This window comes from Saccharopolyspora terrae, assembly GCF_004348435.1.
GTDB classification, from domain to species: domain Bacteria; phylum Actinomycetota; class Actinomycetes; order Mycobacteriales; family Pseudonocardiaceae; genus Saccharopolyspora; species Saccharopolyspora endophytica.
The window spans coordinates 20,579-44,238 of the sequence record NZ_SMKS01000051.1; the positions used below are offsets into that span (position 1 = coordinate 20,579).

Genomic DNA, 23,660 nt, shown 5'->3' on the forward strand with positions numbered 1-23,660 from the left:
CACAGCGGGAACGTCAAGCCCTCGACGTCCGGATGATGGGAGCGGATCGCCGGGACCGCTCCCCGCCGTCGGCCACCCGACGCTTGACGGGAACGAACGGATCGCGACCCTCGGGAGCACGCCGTGGCGGTGAGAGGAAGGTTCCCGTGCGCGCGGGCGCGACGATCGACACCCCTCACGCCCACATCCGGACCGCCAACTTGCGAAACAGCAATTTTTCCCGAATTTTTCACCCGAGCGCAAAACGTTCCATTCACCGCGGGTCAACTCAACCTGGAATTTTTTCCCGTCCCGGCGCCATTGCTCTTTCTTCCGCCCGGGGTGCACTGTTGGCTCAAACCCCGCCACGTCGCCCAGCCATGCGCACGCGCGCACCCCTACTACCAGGAGACGAGGCAGCTATGAGCGAATTCCGTCCCGGGTTGGAAGGCGTTGTCGCCTTCCAGACCGAAATCGCCGAACCCGACCGCGACGGTGGCGCGCTGCGCTACCGAGGCGTGGACATCGAAGACCTGGTGGGCACTGTCTCCTTCGGCGATGTCTGGACGCTGCTGGTGGACGGCCGGTTCGGCGGCGGACTGCCGCTCGCCGAGGACCTCCCGCTGCCCGTGCGCACCGGTGACGTTCGGGCCGACGCGCAGGCCGCGCTGGCCATGACCGCGCCCGAGTTCGGCTTCCAGCCGGTGCTCGACATCGAGCCCGAGCAGGTGCGCGAGCAGCTCGCCCGAGCCTGCTCCCTCGGCCTGTCCTACATCGCCCAGTCCGCGCGCGGCGACCAGGCGCCGGTCCCGCACGCGCGCATCGCCGAGGCCACGACCACCACCGAGCAGTTCCTCACGCGGTGGCGCGGCGAACCGGACCCCGCTCACGTGCAGGCGCTGGACGCCTACTGGGTGTCGGCCGCCGAGCACGGCCTGAACGCCTCGACCTTCACCTCGCGCGTCATCGCCTCCACCGGCGCCGACGTGGGCGCCTGCCTGTCGGGCGCGGTAGGCGCGATGTCCGGCCCGCTGCACGGCGGCGCTCCGGCCCGCGTGCTGCCGATGATCGAGGAGGTCGAGCGCACCGGAGACGCCCGTCGCGTGGTGGCCGACATCCTCGACCGCGGTGACCGCCTGATGGGCTTCGGCCACCGCGTCTACCGCGCCGAGGACCCGCGCGCCCGCGTCCTGCGCAACACCTGCGACCAGCTCAAGGCCCCCCGCTTCGAGGTGGCCCGCGAGCTGGAGCAGGCGGCGCTGGCCGAGCTGCGCGAAAGGCGACCTGACCGCCAGATCGAGACGAACGTGGAGTTCTGGGCCGCCGTGGTCCTGGACTTCGCCGCCGTCCCGCCGGCGATGATGCCCTCGATGTTCACCGCCGCCCGGCTCGCGGGCTGGTCGGCGCACGTCCTGGAGCAGAAGCGGACCGGACGCCTGGTCCGGCCGTCGGCGCAGTACATCGGCCCGGCCCCGCGCTCGCCGCAGGACGTGGCCGGCTGGGACACCGTCACCCAGATCATCGCCCCGGTGTGAGCCCGCTGGTGGGTCGGCCGCGTGGCCGACCCACCAGGGGATACCTTGACGGCGTGACCGATTCGGCGAACCTGCACGCCCAGTACGCCGCGGCCCTCGAAGAGGACGCCGCGGTCAGCGACAACCCGTGCGCCGAACTAGTCCAGGCCGCGGAGCACTGGCACGCGGCGGAGGAGCACGAGCGCGAGCTCTCGGCGCTGACCAGGGCGTTCGACCTCGACGAGGACGCCGGTCCGCTCAGCGGGCGCGGCGCCTACATCTCGTACCTGCTCACCCACGGGCGCGCCGACGAAGCGGCACCGCTGCTCGACGAGCTGCGCCGGAAGCCGAGCAAGGTCGCGATGACCTACATGGACGTCCACGTCGGCTACGCCACCACCGGCAACATCCCCGAGGGGCTGCGCTGGCTCAACGCGGGCGCGACCCACATCGTCCCGTCGCTCGACGAGCTCCTGGAGCCGACCGACCAGGGCTTCGACCTCCTCCTGGAGCGCTGGCACACCCGCAAGGACTCGGGCCTGCCCGCCGACGCGATGGACGAATTCCTCCAGCGGTGCGTCGAGCACAGCGAGGAGGTCCGCGACGAGATCCAGCAGCTGTCCGGCACCGAAGGCGACCTCGCCGGCCTGGTGGACGAGGAGGGGAACCTCTCGCTCACCCTCTACCCGGTGCCGCTGTGGAGCGCCGAGGAGTTCGAGCGCTCCGTGCGGGAGCACCCGGAGTGGTGGAACTCCGACACCAGCCACGAGGACTACCGGCGCGCGGTGCAGCGCGAGCTCGGGGAGATCGTCTCCGGCGCCTGCCTGGTTCCCACGACCGTCGCCGCCGTGGAGGAGTTCGCCGCGGCGTACGGAGTCGACCCCGGCGACCCCGAGACCCCGGAGGACTTCGTGTTCGAGGAGGCCCACGCCGGGCGGTACGTGCCCTGGCCGCCGGGGCGGAACGACACCTGCTGGTGCGGTTCGGGACGCAAGTACAAGAAGTGCTGCGGAGCGCCCGGATTCGCCTGATCGTTCCGACCCGAACGGGCCTTGTGGGACACAGTGTGGTTGGCCGCGGCGGCGAACAGCAGTAAGTTGCGGTGCGGCAGCGACCGCTGGACACCGAGCGGTAACCCTGCTGCAACACTGAGCCGAGCCGGCAATGGCGCCGGCGGACCTGGCCACTGGCGCGCGGGGACGGGCTTCTCCCGGTCACCCCGCACAGTCACCACAACAACGCCCGGAGGCGCCGGAATGACGCAGGCCGAGACCACCGACCCGACCACCTTGAAGCTGCCCGACGAACTCCAGCCCTCCGACGGCCGCTTCGGCTGCGGACCTTCCAAGGTCCGCCCCGAGCAGCTGACCCGGCTGGCGAACGAGGGTGCCGCGGTGATGGGCACCTCTCACCGGCAGAAGCCGGTGAAGTCCCTGGTCGGAAGGGTCCGCGAGGGACTGCGGGAGCTGTACTCGTTGCCCGAGGGGTACGAGGTCGTGCTCGGCGTCGGCGGCACCACCGCGTTCTGGGACGCCGCGACCTTCGGCCTGATCCGCGAGCGCTCGCTGCACCTGACCTACGGCGAGTTCTCCTCGAAGTTCGCCAAGGCCGCCAAGACGGCCCCCTTCCTCGGCGACCCGATCGTGGTCTCCTCGGACCCGGGTGACGCCCCGGAGCCGGTGTCGGACCCGAGCGTCGACCTGATCGGCTGGGCGCACAACGAGACCTCCACCGGTGTCATGCTGCCGCCGTCCCGCCCGGCGGGTTCGGAGAACGCGCTGATCGCGGTGGACGCGACCTCGGGCGCCGGCGGGCTGGCGTTCAACGCCGCCGACGTCGACGTCTACTACTTCGCGCCGCAGAAGTCCTTCGCCGCCGACGGCGGGCTGTGGCTGGCCGCGATGAGCCCGGCCGCGATCGAGCGGGTCAACGAGATCGGCGCCTCGGACCGCTGGGTGCCGGAGTTCCTGTCGCTGCCGACCGCGCTGGACAACTCGCGCAAGGACCAGACCTACAACACCCCCGCGGTGGCGACGCTGTTCATGCTCGCCGACCAGATCGAGTGGATGAACGGCCAGGGCGGTCTGTCCTGGTGCGACTCGCGCACCAAGGAGTCCTCGCAGCGCCTCTACAGCTGGGCGGAGTCCTCGGAGTTCGCCAAGCCGTTCGTCACCGACCCCGCCAAGCGGTCGCAGGTCGTCGGCACCATCGACTTCGACGACTCGATCGACGCCGCCGCGATCGCCAAGGCGCTGCGCGCCAACGGCATCGTCGACACCGAGCCGTACCGCAAGCTGGGCCGCAACCAGCTGCGGATCGGCATGTTCCCGGCGATCGAGCCGGACGACATCACCCAGCTGACCAAGTCCATCGACTGGGTGATTTCGCAACTGTCCTGATCGCGCTATGCGGCCGTCGAGGCAACCCCGTGAACTGCGGGTTTCCTCGGCGGCCGTTGCCATTTCGCGGTCGCGATCCGCGACGAAGTTGATCACGACGAGTGATGTTCGCAGGAGTTGAGTAGTTCAACTCATTCGCGCGCCCCGCCCGCATAGGGCAAGATCGACGCTGACAGGGCGACCAACAAACGACACGAGGACCCGGCGTGCCTCCCGCGTCAAGGCGGCGCGCCGGGTTACTGTCACAGCTTGGTGACATGTAGGTCGGCGGGAGGCTGGCGTTATGCGAGCGCTGCGAGTGGTCGGGCTCGACGAGGACGGTGAATCCGTCATCTGCGAGGACCCGGAGAACGGTGAGCGATTCACCGTGCCCGCCGACGAGCGGTTGCGCGCGGCTGCCCGCGGCGACCTCACCCGGCTGGGCCAGGTGCAGATCGAGATGGAACAGCAGATGCGGCCGCGCGAGATCCAGGCCCGCATCCGCTCCGGAGCGTCGGTCGCCCAGATAGCGGCCACCTCGGGCCTGCCCGAGCACCGCATCGAGCGCTACGCCTACCCGGTGCTGCTCGAACGCGCCCAGATCGCGGAGATGGCGCAGCGCGCCCACCCGGTCCGCGAGGACGGCCCCGACGTGCAGACGCTCGGCGAGGTCATCGCGCACACCTTCGGGATGCGCGGCCACGACTACGCCGAGGCCAACTGGGACGCCTGGCGCGGCGAGGACAACAAGTGGGTCGTGCAGCTGGCCTGGCAGGCCGGCCGCTCGGAGAACAGCGCGCACTGGGTGTTCCACCCGGGAGCGCACGGCGGCACCGTCGCCTCGCTCGACGAGCACGCCGTGGACCTGCTCGATCCGTCGCCGAACCGTCCGCTGCGGACGGTTCGCCCGGTGACCGAGCTGGCCCGCGAGGCGCTGCAGCTCGACCAGCCGGTGGCTCCCGACCAGGTCGCCCCCGAGCCGGAGCCGGTGCTGCCCGAACCGCCGGCAGCCCGCGTCGAACCCACGCTCCAGCGCGTCGAACCGCCGGAACCGGAACCCGTCGAGCCGGCCGAACCGACGCTGGACCTGGAGACCCCGGAGCCGACCGAGAACCCGGCGAAGCCGGAGACCGAGTCCGCGGAGGACACCAAGACCGACCCGAAGCGCGCCCGCAAGAACCACCCGATCGTCCCCTCGTGGGAAGACGTCCTGCTGGGAGTGCGCTCGCACCGCTGAGCGGATCCACGGAGAACGGCCAGGCCCTTCGCGGCCTGGCCGTTTTTCGCGTCTAACCCGGGCCGAGCAGGCTGAGGATCCCGGTGATCCAGGAGACGACGAGGCCCGCTGCGGTGCCGAAGGCGACCCAGCGCCAGATGGGGACGTTGCGTCCCAGCCAGATCGAGGGCGCGAACCCGGCGGCGATGGCGACGTTGACGAACACCGCGAGCACTCCGCTGACGTCGGCCAGGCCTTGCGAGACCACCGCGAGCGTGACCGCCACGATCACCGCGACGATCGCGCTGATCGTCAGCCCTGTCGCCCACGGCGTCGGAGGCACCGGCGCGATCGGCCTCCCGCGACGACTGATCGCGTGCGCCGAACGCGTCTGCCCGATCTGGGCGAGCTCACCGCTGAACGGGTCGACGTAACCGACGCGACCGCCCGTTTCCGCGGCGAGGCGCACCGCCAGCTGCCGGCCGCGGCGAGACACGATCTCGCCGGTCTGAGCGGACTCACCGGTCTGCACCAGCTCCGCGACACCCGCCCACTCGTGCAGCGCCGCGACCAGCGCTTCGGGCAGGCGCAGCCGCGCCGGGTCGTGCTCGGCCCCGCCGCGCACCAGCACGGCCCGCCCGGACCGCGCGTGCAGCTCCCAGCCGGTGTCCATCAGGTCCCGCTCAGCGCGTGGAAGGTGAGGGCCCCTGCCGTGGCGACGTTGAGCGAATCGACCCCTTCCGCCATCGGGATCCGCACCGCGACGTCGGCGGCCTCGATGGCCTCGTCGGTCAGCCCGGGACCTTCCGAGCCCAGCAGAACCGCGACCCTGCCCTGGTCGAGCCCGGCGTCGCGCAGCGCCTTCGAATCCCCTCGCGGTGTGAGCGCGGCGATCCGAAAACCCTCGTCGCGCAGCAGTTTCAGGTCTTCGGGCCAGGTTTCGAGGTGCGCGAAGGGCACGCGCAGCACGTGTCCCATCGACACCCGCACGCTGCGCCGGTACAGCGGGTCCGAACATCCGGCGCCCAGCAGCACCCCGTCCACGCCGAGCGCGGCGGCGTTGCGGAACAGCGCGCCGAGGTTCTCGTGGTCGCCGATGCCCTCCAGCACGGCCAGCCGCCGCGACCGCGCGACGAGCTCGGCCGGATCGACGGCGGGCGCCCGGTCGGCCACGGCCAGCACCCCGCGATTGAGGTGGAAGCCCACGACCCGCGCCATCACGTCCGCGTCGGCCACGTAGGCGGGAACGTCCAGGTCGGCGGTGGCCTCGGCCAGGTCTTCGACCCGGCGGCGCACCCCGAACAGCGCCCGGACCGGGTACGGCGAGGCGAGCAACCGCTCGACCACCACCACGCCCTCGGCGATCACCAGTCCGCGCCCGCCAGGCCGGTCCGGCCGGCGGTCCGCGCGAGACAGATCGCGGAAGTCGTCGACCCGCGGATCGTCCACATCGCTGATCTCGACCATCTGCGCCACGCGAGCCATTCTCCCATCCGCGCCACGCGCGACGGTGACAGGAAGGTTCCCACACTCACCCCGCAGGCCACCGCGAGTGGCAGGAAGGTTCCCGTGCTCACCTCCCCCGACCGACGGGAGTGACAGGAAAGTTCCCATGCTCACGCCCCCCGACCGACGGGAGTGGCAGGAAGGTTCCCTCGCTTCCTCCCGGGCGGGTTCGGGAATCAAGGCGCAATGGGGCGATCTCTTTCACTCCTCGGGTCACTTCAGCTGCGGAGGGAGGAATCGGAACCGTTGTGCCCCATTTCCGATTCGCGTGGAGGATTTGTTCAGACCTCCGCGGTGAGTGCGCTCAGCGGTGTTAGCGACTTCTCGAACGAATGCGGTGGGAAAGTTCTCGCCCCAACAGACGAGGGGGCGACTCTGAGTGATGCCGCACCGCCGTTGATCCGGTTGGACTGGTTGACGTCCGCTTCGCATCGCCATTGCCCCGATTGCCGGTGCGAGCAACACCGAACACCGCGCGGCTCTGCTCCCGGCGGCCGATTTCACCGCGCTTCAGCGGAGTCGAAAAGGCTGAATGCCGCTTCGGCCCGAGCGCGCGGACCGAGGTGACTGCTGACACCGTATTGGCCGCTGGCTCACCAGGTGGGGATGTGTCACGGTGGTTTCCCCAGCGCTGGGCGCTGACGTGCTGCCGATAAAGGGGAGACGGCATGGGACGGCACGTGGACGATCGATCGTTCAAACCGATTGATCGGCAACGCTATCGGAACAAGATGCAACGAGGCCTGGACGCACTGGCGCGGATGCTGGCCGATGGCGAATTTTCCTTCCCCCATCAACAGATGGGGCTGGAGATGGAATTGTGCTTGGTGGACGAGCACATGCAGCCGTCGATGAACAACGCGGTGGTGCTGGAAAAAATCAGCGAAGCGATTTTCACCACCGAGTTGGGGCAGCAGAACATCGAGCTCAACGTCGAACCGCGAGTGCTCGCGGGAGACAGCGCGCTGCGCCTGGAAGAAGGCGTGCGGGCGGCATTGGTGCGCGCCGACGGCGGGGCGCACGACGCGGGAGCGAAGATCGCCATGATCGGCGCTTTACCGACATTGCAGAGCCTGCACTTCGACCCGTCCACGCTGACGAGCAATCCGCGCTACTCGGTGCTCAACGACCAGATCATCCTGGCTCGCGGCGAGGAGATGCTTCTGGACATGGAGGGCGTTCCGCTGGCCGACGGCGGCTCGGAACGGCTCCGCTCCTACGCGGATTCGATCGCGCCGGAGTCGGCGTGCACCTCGGTGCAGCTGCACCTGCAGGTCGCGCCGGAGGACTTCGCCGCGCACTGGAACGCGGCGCAGTGCCTGGCCGGGGTGCAGGTCGCGATCGGCGCGAACTCGCCTTTCCTGCTGGGCAAGGCGCTCTGGCACGAGACGCGCATCCCGCTGTTCCTGCAGGCCACCGACACCCGCCCGACCGAACTGCGCAACCAGGGCGTGCGGCCCAGGGTGTGGTTCGGCGAGCGGTGGATCACCTCGATCTTCGACCTGTTCGAGGAGAACGTCCGCTACTTCCCCGCGCTGCTGCCGGAACCCGAGGAGGAAGACCCGGTGGCCGCGCTGGACAACGGCCGCGCCCCGAAGCTCAACGAGCTGCGCCTGCACAACGGCACCATCTGGCGTTGGAACCGCCCGGTCTACGACCTGGTGGAGGGCGTCCCCCATCTCAGGATCGAGAACCGCGTCCTGCCCGCGGGCCCGTCGGTGGTCGACATCGTCGCGAACGCGATGTTCTTCTACGGCGCCCAGCGCGCGTTGACCGAACAGGACCGTCCGCTCTGGACGCAGATGTCGTTCGCCGCCGCGGAGGAGAACTTCTACGCGGGCGCCCGGCACGGTTTCGACGCGCACCTCTACTGGCCGGGTTCGGGCTGGGTCACGCCGGACGAACTCGTCCTGCGCCGACTGCTCCCGATGGCTCACGAGGGCCTGCGGGCGTGCGGCGTCTCCGACGAGGCCCGCACCCGCTACCTCGGGGTCATCGAGCAGCGCTCGCTGGCCAGGCAGAACGGCGCCAGCTGGCAGCGGGACGTGGTCGCGCACCTGGAGGCCGAGGGCGCCGACCGGCACGCCGCGCTGACGACCATGCTCCGCCGCTACATCGAGCTCGCCGACCACGGCGATCCCGTCCACACCTGGCCGGTCCGCTGACCCTCCGCAGGACGCCTGTGGCCACACCTCTTCAATTGCCATAGGGTGGCAACAACCAGAAGGTGTCGACTACGGAGGGAGACTTCGGTGCCCGAGTACGTGCTGCCGGAGTTGGACTACGACTACGCAGCGTTGGAGCCGGCGATCTCCGGGGAGATCAACGAGCTGCACCACAGCAAGCACCACGCCACCTACGTCAAGGGCGCGAACGACACGATCGCCAAGATCGCCGAGGCCCGCGACGCGAACGACTTCTCCTCGATCGTCGGCCTGGAGACGACGCTGGCGTTCAACCTCGCCGGGCACTCGATGCACCTGGTGTGGTGGAAGATCCTGTCCCCGGACGGCGGCGACAAGCCGACGGGCGAGCTGGCAGCGGCCATCGACCAGGACTTCGGCTCGTTCGACAAGTTCCGCGCCCAGATGGAGGCCGTGTCGACCACGATCCAGGGCAACGGCTGGGGCGTGCTGGCGTGGGACCCGGTCGGCCAGCGGCTGATCACGCAGCAGCTGCGCGACCACCACTCGAACCTGTCGATCGCCACCACTCCCCTGCTGGTGTTCGACATCTGGGAGCACGCCTACTACCTGCAGTACCGGAACGTGAAGGCCGACTACGTCAAGCAGCTGTGGAACGTCGTCAACTGGGACGAGGTCGCCAAGCGCTTCACCGACGCCCGCAACGGCCTCAACGGCCTCCGCCTGCCCACGTCCTGACCGGCATACATCAAAAGTGGCGCCCGGAGTCCAGGCGACGTCTCAGGTTCCGCCACCCGCACCGATAAGCAAAACGACCACTGGAACAAAGAGAACTCGGCGGTGGGTGCTCCGACAAGTTCTTGCCGCCGGTAATGATCGAGCCCCGGCCTCCCGAAGGAGGCCGGGGCTCGATCTGTTCCCGAACTGACTACCGCTCCCACCACGAAGCGGACGAGTATTAGGTTAGCCTAACCTTGCGGCTGGATCAACCCCTTCTTGCGCTGCTGCGACAGCGCCACGGCACCGCCCACGGCGGCCGCGAGCGAGAGCAGGCCACCGAGCACGAGCGGCCAGCGCGGGCCGAAGACCTCCGCCAACCAGCCCGACGCCAGACCCCCGAGCGGCTTGCCGCCCATGAACAACAGCATGTAGAGGCCCATCACCCGACCCCGCATGGTCGGCTCGACGGCCAGCTGCACGGTCGAGTTCGCGCTGGTCGTGAAGGTCATGACCGCGACACCGACCGGGACCAGGCACGCGGCGAACAGCCAGTAGGTCGGCAGCAGCCCGGCCACCGCCTCCAGCGCGCCGAACACGCCCGCGCCGATGAGCATCAGCCGCAGCCGGGAACCGGACTTGCCGCTGCGGCGGGCGGCCAGCGTCGCGCCGGTCAGCGTTCCCACCGCGAGCATCGTGATGAGGATGCCGTAGCCGTCGGCGTCGCGGCCGAAGACGTTGCGGGCCATCACCGCGAAGGTGTTCTCGAAGTTCATCCCGAAGGTGCCGACGCAGAACATCAGCACCATGACCACGACCAGGTCCGGGCGGCCGCGCACGTAGCGCAGGCCGGCCCGGAGCTGACCGCGCTCCTTGCCCACGGCTCTGGCCCGGTGCAGCAGGGCGGTGTCCATCAGCAGCAGGCCCGCCACCACGGCCACCGAGCTGAGCCCGTTGGCCAGGAACACCCAGCCGGTGCCGACGGCGGTGATGGCCAGTCCGGCGATCGCGGGCCCGACGATGCGGGCCAGGTTGAAGGTCATCGAGTTCAGCGCGACGGCGTTGGTCAGCTGCGCGGGTCCGACCATCTCCACCACGAAGGACTGCCGCACCGGCGCGTCCACCGCCGAGAAGCAGCCGAGCACGAAGCACAGCACGTAGACGTGCCAGAGGGCGACGACCCCGGTCACGTCGAGCGTCCCCAGCGCGAAGCCGCAGAGCCCCAGGGCGCTTTGCGTGACGATCAGGATCTTGCGCTTGTCGAACCGGTCGGCGAACACCCCCGCCCACAGCGTGAGCGCGAGGGTGGGGAGGAACTGCAGCGCGACCGCCAAGCCGAGCGCGGCCGGGCTGCCTCCGGAGAGTTCGAGCACGAGCCAGTCCTGCGCGGCCCGCTGCATCCAGGTCCCGGTCAGCGAGACGACCTGCCCGGACGCGTAGTAGCGGTAGTTGCGCTCGCGCAGCGAGCGGAACATCCCGCCTCCGGCGTCCGCGGACCGGGTGCGGCGGTTGACCGGGTCTTCGGAGTCCTCGTCTTCCGCAGACCTTCGATCTTGGTCAACCACGCTTCCGCGTACCGCCTCTCAGTGCTCCCTCATCGACTGGCCAGCCGGTCGATGATCTCGGCGGCGCGCGACAGCACCGCCAGCTCTTCCGCGTCCAGTTCCGCGAGGTGCTGGTCCAGCCAGCGCTCGCGGATCGTGACCTCTTCCTCGATGCGGGCCTTGCCGGACTCGGTCACCTCGACGATCGCCTGCCGACCGTCGGTGGGATGAGCCCGCCGGACCACCAGCCCGTTGTCCTCCAGCGCCGCGATGACCCTGGTCATCGATGGTGGCTGGACACCCTCCTTGGCCGCCAGTTCGCCCGGGGTCATCGATCCGGCCTTGTGCAGGCAGGACAGCGCTGACAGCTGGGACAGCGTGAGGGCCGAATCGGCTCGCTGCGCGCGCAACCGCCGGTTGAGGCGAACGACCGCGAGCCGCAGCCGGCTCGCCAGGGTGCGTTCCCGTTCCGCGATATCGGACACGTCGTTAGTCTACCAAACTATCTCGGGAATTCGGACAAACTGATCTCTCGACCAGTGGTGGCATACCTTAGCCAGCCCGAGCCCCGGCATGGCGTATTTGGGATGAAGGAGACTCACCGCGCGCCAAGGGTCTGGCGCGATCTCCGCCCGGAGCGCGAAAAGAGGCACCCGCGTCCCAGGATTTCGCAGGAAGCGGGTGCCTCGTCGAAAGAGATCAGATGCCGAGCAGGCTGCTCAGCGGACCCGAGGCGAAGTAGAGCACGAAGGCCGCGGCCACCACCCACATCAGCGGGTGCACGTCGCGGGCCTTGCCGGTGAAGGTGCGCAGCAGCACGTAGCTGACGAACCCGGCACCGATGCCGTTGGCGATCGAGTAGGTGAAGGGCATGACCGCGATCGTCAGGAACGCCGGCAGCGCCATCGTGAAGTCCGACAGGTCGATCTGGCGGATCTGCGACAGCATCATCGCGCCCACCACGACCAGCGCCGGAGCGGCGGCCTCGACCGGAACCACCTGGTAGAGCGGGGTCAAGAACATCGCGCCCAGGAACAGCAGACCGGTCACCACGTTGGCCAGACCCGTGCGGGCGCCGTCGGCGATGCCGGAGGCCGACTCCACGAACACCGTGTTGGAGCTCGCCGAACCCGCACCACCGGCGACCGCGCCCAGGCCCTCGACGGCCAGCGCCTTGCCGATGCCGGGGAGGTTGCCCTCCTTGTCGGTCAGATCGGCTTCCTTGCCGAGACCGGTCATCGTGCCCATGGCGTCGAAGAAGTTCGCCAGGACCAGCGTGAACACCAGCATCGCCGCGGCCAGCGCGGGCAACCGCGTGAAGGCGCCGAAGGAGATGTCGCCGACCAGCGACAGGTCCGGCAGACCGGCGATCTGGTCCGGCAGCGCCGGGTAGCCCAGGTTCCAGCCGGTCGCACCGGCGTCGCTGGAGGACCCGGCGTGGAAGATCGACTCGACGATGATCGACAGGATCGTGGTGACCACGACGCTGATCAGGATGCCGCCGCGAACCTTGCGGGCCACCAGGATCGAGGTCAGCACCAGGCCGAAGACGAACACCGCGGTCGGCCAGGAGGCGATCGAACCGTCGATGCCCAGACCCACCGGGACCGTCGTGTTCGCCTCGTCCGGCAGTCGGCGCACGAACCCGGAGTCGACCAGGCCGACGAAGGTGATGAACATGCCGATGCCGACCGCGATCGCGGCCTTGAGATCGGCGGGCACCGCGTTGAACACGGCGGTGCGGAACCCGGTCGCGACCAGGATCAGGATCACGATGCCGTCGACCACGACCAGACCCATGGCCTCCGGCCAGGTCACCTGGGGCGCGATCGTCACGGCCAGCAGGGTGTTGATGCCCAGGCCGGTGGCGATGGCGAACGGGTAGTTCGCGATGAGTCCGAACAGGATGGTCATGACGCCCGCGACCAGCGCGGTGGCCGCCGCGACCTGCGGGATGGGCAGGATGTTGCCCAGGACGTCGTGCTTGGCACCGGCGTCGGTCGGCGAATCGCTGCCGAGGATCAACGGGTTGAGCACGATGATGTAGGCGACGGTCACGAAGGTGACCAGGCCACCCCGAACCTCTCGGCCAACGCTGGATCCGCGCTCGCTGATCTTGAAGTAGCGATCCAGCAGCGAAGACTTGCTCTCGGTTCTCTCCACCATTCGAACTTTCCAATCGCGGTGGCCTGTGCGCGGGCCGTTACTACCGGGAGTAGCCTGCCTGACGTGGCACAAGACGGCGAAACCGCCCCCTCCGACCCAGCGCACCGAACGGTCCCGTCGCTGCCGCGCAGGCTCGCGGATCCGACGCCGGTGCTGCTGTTCGGCACCGCCCTGTGGTTCGCGGGTGTCGTGCTGTTCGGGTGGCGCGACCTCGCTGACGGCGCCGTCGGAGTCGAGTTCTTCACCTGCATCGCGGGCACCACGCTCGGCATCATCGGCTACGGCGTCTTCCGCTGGCAGCGCAGCGCCGCCCGCCGCGGCTCCCGAGGCTCCTGGCAAGGCCTCTCCGGCCTCGACACCTGAGCCGCACCTCCAGCCCTGGGCGGTGTTCTGGTCCACGACCGTCGACACCGGGTCCTGGACCGCTTGCTGCGATCCCTCAACAGCTCTCAGCGCAGCAGGGTCGTGGCTTCCGGGTCCGCGAGCAGGGCCGCCAGGGCGAAGCGGTGCGGCCACGATCCGGTGGCCCAGGCCAAGGCCCTGGCCAAGCCGTCCGGGGTGCGTTCGGTGTGGACCTTGCCGGTGTTCTCGACCCACCAGTGGACCTGGTGCTCACCCGTCGACGCCTGGACGCGCAGCTTGTCGTGGAGGGTGATCTCGCCGTCCGGGACCTCGATGCCCAGCAGCTCGCAGCTGGAGGCGACCCGGGCGACCTCGGACCAGCGCTGGGTGCGCCCCGGATCGGGCACGCGCAGCGTGTTCTCCTCCGAGGCCAGCGGCAGGTCGAGCAGTTCGGCCAGCGCCTCGGCGTCGAACTGGTCCGGGCTGCCACCCGCGACGACCAGCGGAGCGTCCATGACGCCGAGCATCCACGGCTCGTCGAGCACGACCGCGCGACCGGTGCTCACCACCGCGCCCGACACGGACCGCACCATCTCCGGCGGGTCCAACTCGGACGGATCGACCACGCCCGCGGACACGGCCTCGCTCAGCGCCCGGTGGGCGCGCAACGCCGTTCCCGCGCGGATCGCGCGGTCCGGATCGCCGAGGCGTTCCAGCAGGTCTTCGGCGTCGTCACCGTCGTCGATGCGCAACTCGGCGCGGACACCGGCCAACCGCAGCGCCTCGGCATCCAGGTCGACGTCGGGAACCGGGTCGTAGACGCCGGCGAGCTCGTCGGCGTCCGGCAACCGCCAGTGCCGCGGCGGGTGCCCTTCGATCAGCGCGCAGCGGGCGATCCACCAGGCCGAGTAGCCGTGCGGTTCGCGCAGCGCGCGCAGCGTCTCCGGGTCCCGGGTGAGCAGGCTGATCGCCTCGGGCCACGCGTCGTCGGCGACCAGGTCCAGGTCGCGGATGCCGACGAAGCGGGCCGGCGGCCACTCCTCGGGCCGGTCGGCCTCCTGCTCGGCCCACCACTGGTGCGAGTCGGGGAACTTCTCGTCGGCCTCCACGGGATCGTCCTCGACGTGCACGCCGAAGCCGTCCAGGACGCCGATCGAGGTCAGCAGTTCGGTCGGCCAGCGCTGCGCGACCTCGTCGTCGAGCACCGACAGCGGAGCTCCTTCGCCGAGGTGCTCGGTGTCGATGACCGACAGCAGCGCTGCCTCGGGCAGCAGGAGTTCGTCGGCGCGGCGGAAGTCGCCCTCGTCGTCGGGCAGCGCCAGCGCGCCCAGCCAGTCGCGCGACCGGGACTCCTCGACCAGCTTCAGCACGGCCTCGGCCAGCGGACGCACGTCGACTCCGGCCAGCGCGTCGGACACGCTGCTGCGCACGGCTTCCGCCAGCGGCGGGGCGTCGAGCAGCTCAGCCGGTCCCGCCGGGTGGGCGCCGAGCTTCTCCAGCAGCGGGTGGGTGGCGTCGGGATGCGCGATGCGCAGACCCGAGATGTCCAAGGTGGACAGCAGCGCGGCCGGGTCGAGATCGCTCTCCGGGTGGCTGAGCAGCACGTCGCGCACACCGCTGACGGTGCGGCCGTCGGCCAGCGGCACCGGCAGCGCGGTGAACTCCTCGCGGGCCTGCGGATCGGATTCCTCGAACGGCGCCAAGGCCTCGTAGAGCCGGTACCACCAGCGCGGTTCGCGCCCCAGCCCGGTGACGGCCTCGACGATCTCGGCGGCGCCGAGCCTGCGGACCTCCAGGGCGTGCAGCGAACGGCGATGCCGGGCGTCGGAGAGCTGCGGGTCCAGCAAACCGGGAACGACGTCGTCGAGCAGCTCCACCAGCTCGGCCGAGACGTACTCCAGGGCGCGGGCTTCCAGCGGCGCGATCGGCTTGTCCCCCGCCCCGGGCAGCCAGGTCGAGACCCGCAGCCGGTCGTTGACGCCCTGCCGCAGCTTGTCGTCCACATCGGACAGCGGGAACCCGGGCAGCGGCACCAGCGCGGTGCGGTGCTCGCCGGGCAGCTTGTCGACCAGCGCCGGGTAGCACTCGGCGGCGAAGGTCAGCACCTCGTCGGTGGCGGGCGAGGCCGCCGCACGACGTCGGTCCGCCTCGACCGGAACGCTGGCCAGCAGCCGCGCGGGCAGCGACAGCCGCTCCTCGGTCGGGGTCGGGCTGTGCAGCACGTCCTCGGCCAGCGGGATCGGCACGCCCTCGGAATCCAGCGGAACGGCCCAGGTGACCTGCCACTGCGCGGTCGAACGGCTCTCCGCGCCCAGCCCGGCCAGCACCGACTGGCTCAGCGCGCCGGACGCGCGGTGCACCAGCCAGCGATCGCTGCGCGACGGGCCGTGCACCACGACCCGGTCGGTGTCCTCGTCGACGCGGCGCCAGGTCTGGCGACCGATCCGGATCTCGCTCAGCGCGGGCAGCGCCAGCAGCAGCCCGGGGACCTGGTCGGTGCACGAGTCCAGCAGCGCGGCCGCGTCCACTTCGGAGCGCAGCGGCAGCCGGACCTCGGTGGTGAACCCCTCCGGCGGGGCGCCGTCGACCTCCCACGGCAGCCGCAGCACCGGAACGGCGCCTTCGCGGCGGGACAGCTCCTCGGCCGGTCCGGGCAGCTGCGCGGCGGCCTGGCGGGTGCGCTCGGCGGAGAACGCCACGCCACCCGAGGTCGACAGCACGCTGGGTTCCTCGGACACCGCGAGCACGGCGGCGAACCCGACGCCGAAGCGGCCGACCGAGGCGCCGTCGCGCTTGGCCGACGCGCGCAGCGAGGCCAGCGCGGCCACGCCCTCGGCGGTCAGCGGCGCACCGGTGTTGGCCACCCGCAGCTCGTCGTCGACGAGCTCGACGCTCAGCACACCGTCGGAGCCCGCGGCGTCGGCCGCGTTCTGGGCGAGCTCGACCAGCAGGCGTTCGCGGTAGCCGCCGAGGCGCAGGTCCTCTTCGGCGTTGGCGTCTTCCCGGAACCTGGTCGGCGAGGTCTCCCAGGACTGCAACACTGCGCGCCGCAGTCCGACCGCGCCGAAGCGGTCCGGCTCGCTCACCCGCGCTCCGTGCTGCGCGGTTCGAACTCCAGCGTGGCGTCGTCGTAGACGATCTCGGCGACCGGGACGGTGGACGAGACGTCCACGTCGACCTCGGAGTGCGCGCCGCAGCCGAACTCGACGCTGACCACGCGGCCGTCGGCAGGGGCGAACTCGTTGGCGCAGACTCCGAACGCGCCGCCCATCGAACCGGACAGCTTCAGGAAGAAGCCGCAGGTCCCGCAGGCCGCGGGCGCGAGCTTCGCGGTGTCGGCGCCCGGACCGAAGTCGCCGGAGAACCAGCGCTCGGCCGCGTCCGCGCGGCCTTCGAAGCTGAGCACCCGCTTGCGGCCGAAGCCGACCTCCTTGGCGACGTCGCCGAACTGCTCGTCGTCGCTGGTCAGGTGGCCGGGAGCCAGCCGCGGGTCGTCTGGGCTGGTCGGCAGCAGATCACCGGCACCGAGGTCGCCCGGCTGGACGCGGTCGCGCCACGGCACCCAGTCCGGCGCCGTCAGCGCCGTGGGACCGGGGAGCAGCACGACCTCGCTGACCGTCACCGGCGCGCCCTCGCCGACGCTGGCGACCGTCACGGCCCAGCGCCAGCCGACGTACCCGGGGTAGTTCGACTCGAAGTAGTGCGTGACGGCGTGCGGCCCCTCGGCCTCGACGCCGACGTGCGCGCCGACCGGGGAGGACGCGCTCTCGGCGACGTCGTCCCCCGTGGTGTCCAGCGTCAGGACCGGCGAGCCGATCGGGTCGTCACCAGGGCGGGCCTCGTCCTCCGCAGCAGCTCGGGCGACGTCCTCGGCCGCCGCGAGCTCCGGGTTCAACGGCTCGGCCGCAGGCTGCCCGGCGTCGTCGTACGGGGCATCCGCGCCTGGGCTGGTCATCGGAGCAGGCATAGGCGTCACATGCTCGATTGTGCCGTACGCGCTCGACGCCGCAGTCGGCTGTGTCGCTGCGGAGGCCGCAGGACCGCTGATCCGGAGCGGAGTAGCACTCGGAGTGATCGGGCGTGTCAAGCTTTCGGGGTGCGACTTGCTCAGACTGGACGTCTCTTGTGCGGCGTGCTGCTCACCATCGTGGTCGGGGTTGCGTGTGCGCCGCAGGTACCAGCGCAGCACGACGGCCAGGACGACCGCGAGCAAACCGATCAGGGCGTAGGGCACGCGGGAAGCCTGCCACACCTTCGAGTCGAGGTGATCAACGTGCTCCCGCACGACCGCTCCTCGTTCACTCAGGGTCTGGAAATCGCTGGTGAGACCCTCTACGAAGGCACCGGCCTGCGCGGTTCCTCGGCGTTGCGCGCGGCCGACCCGCTGAGCGGTTCGGTGCGGCACGAGGTCCGGCTGCCCGCCGAGTTCTTCGGTGAGGGGATCACCGTCACGGGTGACCGTATATGGCAGCTCACCTGGCAGGAAGGGGTTGCTTTCGAGCGAGATCGCGAGAGCCTCCGCGAACTCCGCCGAGTGGAGTACCCGGGTGAGGGCTGGGGGCTGTGCTTCGACGGGCGGCGACTGGTGATGAGCGACGGCAGCGACGAGCTGACCTTCCGCGACCCGGCGACGTTCGCGCAGGTCGGTGAGGTGTCGGTGACGCGGGAGGGCTCGCCGGTCGAGGAGCTCAACGAGCTGGAGTGCGCCGGCGGCCAGGTGTGGGCCAACGTGTGGGGCAGCGACGAGATCATGCGGATCGATCCGGCGAACGGGCAGGTCACGGCGGTCGTGGACGCCGAGGGGTTGCTGCCGCCCGAGCAGCGGGCCGGGGCCGACGTGCTCAACGGCATCGCGGCCGTGCCCGGCACCGACGAGTTCCTGATCACCGGGAAGAACTGGCCGTCGACGTTCCGGGTCCGCTTCGTGCCCGGCGATCGCTAGAGCGAGTGATCTAGACCTCTATTTTGTCGCCTGATCGTGTCCAGCTGTATTTCTGGGCGGCTTTCCGCCTCCTTATTCGTGAGGGCGTTGCGGCTGAGGCCCGAACGGGCTTCGCCGCAACCCGGTCCGGGCGAGAGGAGGTGGTGCAGGATGGCTGACATGGGGATGCGTGGACGTGACCAGCACTCGGACGAGCCGCAGGGCCGTCCGGGCTGGGGCGCCGGGCAGCGCGGGAAGCGCGGTTGGTACGCCGACCAGCAGCGGTCCGGACAGCGGTTCGAACCGCCGCTCCAGGACGCCGACGAGCGCCGTTATCCCTGGCAGGAGGACCCGGACTACGACCCCTCGCGCGGTGGGACGAGTCCGCTTCCGCCGCTGCCCGAGGACCACACCGCCGCACCCGACGAGGAGGAACCCGAACCCGAGCAGCCCCGGGGTGCGCCGCCGCCGAAGAAGCTGACGGTCACCCGGGTGGCCGCGTGGCGCAGCCGGGACCTGACGCAGCGGATGGTGCGGCTGTTCTTCTCGCTGGCCCACGCCGACGGCGCCGACCGCTCCGGGCTGGCCAAGTTCACCTACGCGTGGATGGGCAACTACGCGGTCGACGCGGCGATGGCCGTCGCGCTGGCCAACACGCTGTTCTTCTCCGCGGCCACGGCCGAGAGCAAGGACAAGGTCGCGCTCTACCTGCTGATCACGGTCGCGCCGTTCGCGGTGATCGCGCCGGTGATCGGTCCTGCCCTGGACCGGTTGCAGCAGGGCAGGCGGCTCGCGCTGGCCGCGTCCTTCGCGGTGCGCGTCGTGCTGGCCGCGGTGATGGCGCTGAACTTCAACAGCTGGCTGCTCTACCCGGCGGCGCTGGGCTGCATGGTGCTGTCGAAGTCCTTCGGCGTGCTCAAGGCCGCGATGACGCCGCGGGTGCTGCCCGGTCAGATCACGCTGACCAAGGCGAACTCGCGGCTCACCGCCTTCGGCCTGGCCGCGGGCGGCGTGTTCGGCGCGATCGCATCCGGCTTCGCCTGGCTGTGGGGGTCCGAGGGCGCGCTGTGGTTCATGGCCGCGATGGCCGCCGCCGGGGTGTGGCTGTGCCTGCGGATCCCGGGCTGGGTGGAGAGCACCGAGGGCGAGGTGCAGACCTCGCTGGGCGATCCGGGGCGGTCGCGCAAGGTGCCGCTGACCGGTCACGTCGTGGTGGCGCTGTGGGGCAACGGCGGGATCCGGGTGCTGACCGGTTTCCTGACGCTGTTCGCCGCGTTCGTGATCAAGCACAACACCCAGCACGAACCGGCCATGCAGCTGGTGCTGCTGGGCCTGGTCGGCGGCGCGGCCGGGGTCGGCAGCTTCCTGGGCAACGGGCTGGGTTCGCGGATGACCTTCGAGAAACCCGACCGGTTGATCATCAGCTGCCTGGGCGCCGCGCTCGCCGTGGCGACCTGCGCCGCGGTGCTGGCCGGTCTGCCCTTGGCGGTGATCGTCGGCCTGGTCGGCGCGACCGCCTCCGCCCTGGCCAAGGTCTGCCTGGACGCGGTCATCCAGCGCGACATGCCGGAGGCCTCGCGGGCCTCGGCGTTCGGCCGATCGGAAACGATCCTGCAGCTGAGCTGGGTCTTCGGCGGCGCGCTCGGCGTGCTGCTGCCACCGGTGTACTGGATCGGGTTCCTGGTGATCGCCGCGCTGCTGGCCCTGGTCCTGGCGCAGACGATCCTGCGCGGGCGCGGCGGCACGCTGGTCCCGGCGATCCCGCTGCGGTCGCTGTCGCGACGGCGGAGACGTTCGGCTGACGCACCGGCCACCGCCCGTTCGAGTGCCGGGTCGTAGGCTCTGGCCGTGCATCGTGGACTGAAGCCGCTGCTGGCAGTGGCCGCCGTCGGGCTCGCCGCCGGCTGCTCCTCCCCCAGCCAACCGCAGGTGACCTTCTACTCGCACGGGAACGCGGTGGCGGTCGAGGCCGCCCAGTTCTGCGACCCGACCGGTCAGGAGTGCTCGCCCCCGAAGCCGGAGGCTGTCGGTGAGCTGCGCATGGTCGGTCGCGACCCGCTGCAGATCTCGGTGCCGGCGGAGGTCGCCGGTGCACCGTGGCAGGTGGTGTTCCTCTACCGCGGGCTCAACGGCCAGGAGCTCGACGGCCGCAGCCCGGTGTTCACGCCGGACTCGCGCCACTCCTACACGCTGCAACTGCCACCGGACGGCGCCCGCATCGAGCACGTCGAGGTCCAGCAGTTCTCAGCGGTGCTGAGCCAGGGCGCCGACGGCGGGGTCGACTTCGGCATCGGCGGCAGCTGGGTCCTCAACGTCAAGCAGTGACCGCTCGCCGTCGCGGGTTCTGACACGTCCTCCGGGGAGGACAGCCGACGCGCATCGGCTCCCGGCCCAGAAGGCGTGTCAGATTCCGCTTACCGCACGGCTTCGCTCGGACGACCGCGGATTGCGCAGACCGATCAGTTCCCGCCGGGATCGAGTTCCCGCGCGACCGCTCGGACGACCTCGCCGATGCGCTTGGCGGTCTTGCGGTCGGGGTAGCGGCCTCGCTGCAGGTCCGGCTGAACCTTGAGCTCGAGGAGCTTGATCATGTCCTCGACCATGCCGTGCAACTCATCGGCGGGACGTCGGCGCGCCTCGGTGACCGAGGGCAGCGGGTCCAGTAACTTGACCTTCAACGCCTGCGGGCCGCGTCGGCCCTGCGCCATGTCGAAGTCGACGCGCTGGCCGGTCTTGAGCGCATCCACACCAGATGGCAACGCGGAGGAACGCACGTACACGTCCTCCCCGCCATCCTGGGTCAGGAAGCCGAAGCCCTTGTCCGAGTCGAACCACTTGACCCTGCCGGTCGGCACTGTCCTCACCGTTCCCTGTCGAATGCGCTGACCCGTTGACCGGGTCACGATCTCCCTGCCGTTCTTCCCACCGCGACGCGGCAACAGCCCCGTCACGACGAAAGCGCCCCGTTAACGCCACGCAGGTGCGCGCGCCGGGACGCGTCCTACCAAGCGTACCGCGAAGGTGGACGAAATCACCCATCCTTATGGGCCAAGGCCGGTTGCCAGGCACAGCATTGGTGTGAATACGCTGCTCACATGGCGAGCAGCTCACCAAGATCAGCAGTCCTCCCGATCTCGATCGCGATGTTCGGCATCGGGCTGCTGGCCATCGTCTTGATCTTCGCGCTGTTCGCGACCGGCCATCAAGACCTGCCGGCGTGGATCAGCATCGTCGCGCTGCTGTGCCCGGCCGGGTTGATCTTCGGCGTGATCGCGACCGTGGTCCGCGCCCGCCGGCACTAGGTTCCGTCGGGGGTGCGGGACTCAGCCGCGTTCTAGACGCGGGTCGCCAGCCAGGCCGGGAACTCCGAGAGGTCGTCCAGCGCGACGTCGGCACCGGCTTCGCTGAGCTCGGCGGCCGAGTAGGGCCCCGTGGCCACGCCCACCGCGATCGCTCCGGCGGTGTGACCGCCGACGATGTCGCCGAAGTGGTCGCCCACGTAGATGTCGGCGCCCTCGGCCAGCAGCACCTCGCCCTTGCCCGCGCCGAACACGCCACCGGCGAGCCGGTCGACGCTCCAGCCCAGGACTTTGAGGTGCAGCGCGGCGTTGGGCTCGTACTTGCCGGTGACCACCAGGGTCCGGCCACCGGCGGCGCGCACGGCCTCCAGGGCTTCGGCCGCGCCGGGCAGCGCGACCGTTTCGTCGATCACGACGGTCGGGTAGATCGAGCGGAAGTGGGCGGCGAGGCGCTTGACCATCGGCTCGTCGAAGCCGTATCCGCGCAGCACGTCCTCCAGCGGCGGCCCGAGGTGTGCGGCGAAGTGCTCCCCGTCGAGCCGGGTGCCGAACTCCTCGTTGAGTGCGTCGAAGGCCCGAACCATGCCGGGCCGCGGGTCGATGAGGGTCATGTCCAGGTCGAATCCGACCGTGAGTGCGCTGCTCTCGTCCATCATCTTCACCTTACGGACACGCTCCGACCGGCCTTGACGCGAAACTGTCCAGTACCGAAACTAGGGGTAACACACCTCACATCCCGGCGAGCTGGAGTCGTTCAATGACGAGCACGCACACCGCCCAGCGCGAGAGCTTCCACTCCCTGCGAGCCAACGGCCTGAACTGGGAATCGCTCCCGCTGCGACTGTTCAACAAGGGCAACGCGAAGTTCTGGAACCCCGCCGACATCGACTTCAGCCAGGACGCCGAGGACTGGCAGAACCTCACCGACGACGAGAAGCAAGGCGTGGCCGGGCTGTGCGCGCAGTTCATCGCCGGGGAAGAAGCCGTCACGCAGGACCTCCAGCCGTTCATGGCCGCGATGGCCGCCGAGGGGCGCTTCGGCGACGAGATGTACCTGACGCAGTTCTGCTTCGAGGAGGCCAAGCACACCCAGGTGTTCCGGCTCTGGATGGACGCCGTCGGGCTCACCGAGGACCTGCACGAGTACGTCGCCGAGAACCCCGGCTACCGGGAGATCTTCTACAAAGCCCTGCCCGAGACGCTGCAGGCGCTGCACACCGACCCCGGCCCCGAGAACCAGGTCCGCGCTTCGGTCACCTACAACCACGTCGTGGAAGGGACCCTCGCGCTCACCGGCTACTACGCGTGGCACAAGATCTGCGTGAGCCGGGGGATCCTGCCGGGCATGCAGCAGGTCATCAAGCGCATCGGCGACGACGAGCGCAGGCACATGGCCTGGGGCACCTTCACCTGCCGCAGGCACGTGGCCGCCGACGAGACCAACTGGTCGGTGGTCGAGGACCAGATGGCCGCGCTGCTGCCGCACGCCATCGCGCAGGTCCAGTGGAGTCCGGCGGACGCTCCCGAGGAGCTGCCGTTCGCGCTCGACAAGGAGGAGCTCACCGCCTACGCCTCCGACCGCGCGACCAGGCGCCTGGGCGCGATCTCCAGTGCGAGGGGCATGCCGCTCGCCCAGATCGACGTCGACGCCGAACCGGAGGCCCTCGAAGATCGCTTCGGCGCCGAAGACGCCGCTGAGCTGGAAAAGCTCCGCGGATGACGCGAGCGGGGTGGCGGTTTCAACCCGAAACCTCCACCCCGCTGGAGCTCCCCAAGGGACCCGGAATACCGCAGTAATCCGGAACCCGATTACTGCGGTATTCCGGGTCCTGATTACTGCGGTGTTCCGGGTCTCCGACGTGCTAGAGGTCGAGGAGGCGGCGGGCTTCTTCGCGCATCTCGACCTTGCGGACCTTGCCCGTGACCGTCATCGG

General features: G+C 70.1%; 21 protein-coding genes. 12 read left to right on the forward strand and 9 right to left on the reverse strand.

Annotated features, from left to right (window positions below):
* Positions 1–401: 401 nt before the first annotated feature.
* From E1181_RS23320 to sepH, 4 genes are all read left to right on the forward strand, one after another.
* Entirely contained in the window at positions 402–1,514 is a 1,113-nt protein-coding gene (locus E1181_RS23320; protein ID WP_235876977.1) for a citrate synthase 2, read from the forward strand.
* A gap of 53 nt (positions 1,515–1,567) precedes the next feature.
* Positions 1,568–2,524 carry an SEC-C domain-containing protein gene (locus E1181_RS23325; RefSeq protein WP_132677854.1) on the forward strand — a complete coding sequence of 319 codons (957 nt, stop codon included), beginning with the start codon at positions 1,568–1,570 and terminating at the stop codon, positions 2,522–2,524.
* Positions 2,525–2,749: 225 nt separating this feature from the next.
* Entirely contained in the window at positions 2,750–3,892 is a 1,143-nt protein-coding gene (gene serC, locus E1181_RS23330) for a phosphoserine transaminase (RefSeq protein ID WP_132677855.1), read from the forward strand.
* A gap of 283 nt (positions 3,893–4,175) precedes the next feature.
* Positions 4,176–5,108 (forward strand): septation protein SepH, encoded by a 933-nt coding sequence (sepH, locus tag E1181_RS23335; protein ID WP_132677857.1) that lies wholly within the window; start codon positions 4,176–4,178, stop codon positions 5,106–5,108.
* A 52-nt stretch (positions 5,109–5,160) separates the two neighbouring features.
* Here sepH and E1181_RS23340 read toward each other — a convergent pair whose 3' ends face one another.
* Positions 5,161–5,760 carry a DUF2537 domain-containing protein gene (locus tag E1181_RS23340; RefSeq protein ID WP_132677858.1) on the reverse strand — a complete coding sequence of 200 codons (600 nt, stop codon included), beginning with the start codon at positions 5,758–5,760 and terminating at the stop codon, positions 5,161–5,163.
* Positions 5,760–6,572 (reverse strand): TrmH family RNA methyltransferase, encoded by an 813-nt coding sequence (locus E1181_RS23345; RefSeq protein ID WP_408010486.1) that lies wholly within the window; start codon positions 6,570–6,572, stop codon positions 5,760–5,762. Before E1181_RS23345 ends, E1181_RS23340 begins: the two co-directional genes overlap by 1 nt.
* 689 nt (positions 6,573–7,261) lie before the next feature.
* Here E1181_RS23345 and E1181_RS23350 point away from each other — a divergent pair.
* Entirely contained in the window at positions 7,262–8,758 is a 1,497-nt protein-coding gene (locus E1181_RS23350; RefSeq protein WP_132677861.1) for a glutamate-cysteine ligase family protein, read from the forward strand.
* 87 nt (positions 8,759–8,845) lie between these two features.
* The gene (locus tag E1181_RS23355; RefSeq protein WP_132677862.1) at positions 8,846–9,475 is read left to right on the forward strand and encodes a superoxide dismutase; all 630 of its coding nucleotides are present in this window, start codon (positions 8,846–8,848) and stop codon (positions 9,473–9,475) included.
* Positions 9,476–9,705: 230 nt separating this feature from the next.
* Here the strand turns inward: E1181_RS23355 and E1181_RS23360 are convergent, their stop codons facing one another.
* The 3 genes from E1181_RS23360 to E1181_RS23370 form a co-directional block, all read right to left on the reverse strand.
* Positions 9,706–11,019, reverse strand: a complete 1,314-nt coding sequence (locus E1181_RS23360; RefSeq protein ID WP_235876978.1) for an MFS transporter — start codon at positions 11,017–11,019, stop codon at positions 9,706–9,708.
* A gap of 29 nt (positions 11,020–11,048) precedes the next feature.
* Positions 11,049–11,483: a MarR family winged helix-turn-helix transcriptional regulator gene (locus tag E1181_RS23365; RefSeq protein WP_132677863.1), complete on the reverse strand. Its 435-nt coding sequence runs from the start codon at positions 11,481–11,483 to the stop codon at positions 11,049–11,051.
* A gap of 214 nt (positions 11,484–11,697) precedes the next feature.
* The gene (locus tag E1181_RS23370) at positions 11,698–13,164 is read right to left on the reverse strand and encodes an NCS2 family permease (RefSeq protein WP_132677865.1); all 1,467 of its coding nucleotides are present in this window, start codon (positions 13,162–13,164) and stop codon (positions 11,698–11,700) included.
* A 63-nt stretch (positions 13,165–13,227) separates the two neighbouring features.
* On the opposite strand from E1181_RS23370, the gene E1181_RS23375 reads away from it, so the two are divergent.
* Positions 13,228–13,527, forward strand: a complete 300-nt coding sequence (locus E1181_RS23375; RefSeq protein WP_132677866.1) for a DUF2530 domain-containing protein — start codon at positions 13,228–13,230, stop codon at positions 13,525–13,527.
* Between the two features lie 86 nt (positions 13,528–13,613).
* On the opposite strand, the gene E1181_RS23380 is transcribed toward E1181_RS23375, so the two are convergent.
* Both E1181_RS23380 and E1181_RS23385 read right to left on the reverse strand, forming a co-directional pair.
* On the reverse strand, positions 13,614–16,592 hold the full coding sequence (locus tag E1181_RS23380) for an ATP-binding protein (protein WP_132677868.1): 2,979 nt from the start codon (positions 16,590–16,592) through the stop codon (positions 13,614–13,616).
* Positions 16,589–17,461: a DUF3027 domain-containing protein gene (locus E1181_RS23385; RefSeq protein WP_207922271.1), complete on the reverse strand. Its 873-nt coding sequence runs from the start codon at positions 17,459–17,461 to the stop codon at positions 16,589–16,591. The genes E1181_RS23380 and E1181_RS23385 overlap by 4 nt, the downstream gene beginning before the upstream one ends.
* 168 nt (positions 17,462–17,629) lie before the next feature.
* Here E1181_RS23385 and E1181_RS23390 point away from each other — a divergent pair, with 168 nt between their 5' ends.
* From E1181_RS23390 to E1181_RS23400, 3 genes are all read left to right on the forward strand, one after another.
* Entirely contained in the window at positions 17,630–18,448 is an 819-nt protein-coding gene (locus tag E1181_RS23390) for a glutaminyl-peptide cyclotransferase (RefSeq protein WP_408010493.1), read from the forward strand.
* A 159-nt stretch (positions 18,449–18,607) separates the two neighbouring features.
* Positions 18,608–20,266: an MFS transporter gene (locus tag E1181_RS23395; protein WP_132677881.1), complete on the forward strand. Its 1,659-nt coding sequence runs from the start codon at positions 18,608–18,610 to the stop codon at positions 20,264–20,266.
* A 9-nt stretch (positions 20,267–20,275) separates the two neighbouring features.
* Entirely contained in the window at positions 20,276–20,752 is a 477-nt protein-coding gene (locus tag E1181_RS23400) for a DUF2771 family protein (RefSeq protein WP_132677871.1), read from the forward strand.
* Positions 20,753–20,886: 134 nt separating this feature from the next.
* Here the strand turns inward: E1181_RS23400 and E1181_RS23405 are convergent, their stop codons facing one another.
* Positions 20,887–21,282, reverse strand: coding sequence for a cold-shock protein (locus tag E1181_RS23405; RefSeq protein ID WP_132677872.1), 396 nt, complete (start codon positions 21,280–21,282; stop codon positions 20,887–20,889).
* 240 nt (positions 21,283–21,522) lie between these two features.
* Between E1181_RS23405 and E1181_RS23410 the strand changes: the two genes are divergently transcribed.
* Entirely contained in the window at positions 21,523–21,729 is a 207-nt protein-coding gene (locus E1181_RS23410; protein ID WP_132677874.1) for a hypothetical protein, read from the forward strand.
* 32 nt (positions 21,730–21,761) lie between these two features.
* On the opposite strand, the gene E1181_RS23415 is transcribed toward E1181_RS23410, so the two are convergent.
* Positions 21,762–22,379, reverse strand: a complete 618-nt coding sequence (locus E1181_RS23415; protein WP_408010491.1) for an HAD family hydrolase — start codon at positions 22,377–22,379, stop codon at positions 21,762–21,764.
* Between the two features lie 104 nt (positions 22,380–22,483).
* Here E1181_RS23415 and E1181_RS23420 point away from each other — a divergent pair, with 104 nt between their 5' ends.
* A complete protein-coding gene (locus E1181_RS23420) occupies positions 22,484–23,446 on the forward strand; it encodes a R2-like ligand-binding oxidase (RefSeq protein WP_132677876.1) in 963 nt (320 codons plus the stop codon).
* The last annotated feature ends 214 nt before the right edge of the window (positions 23,447–23,660 follow it).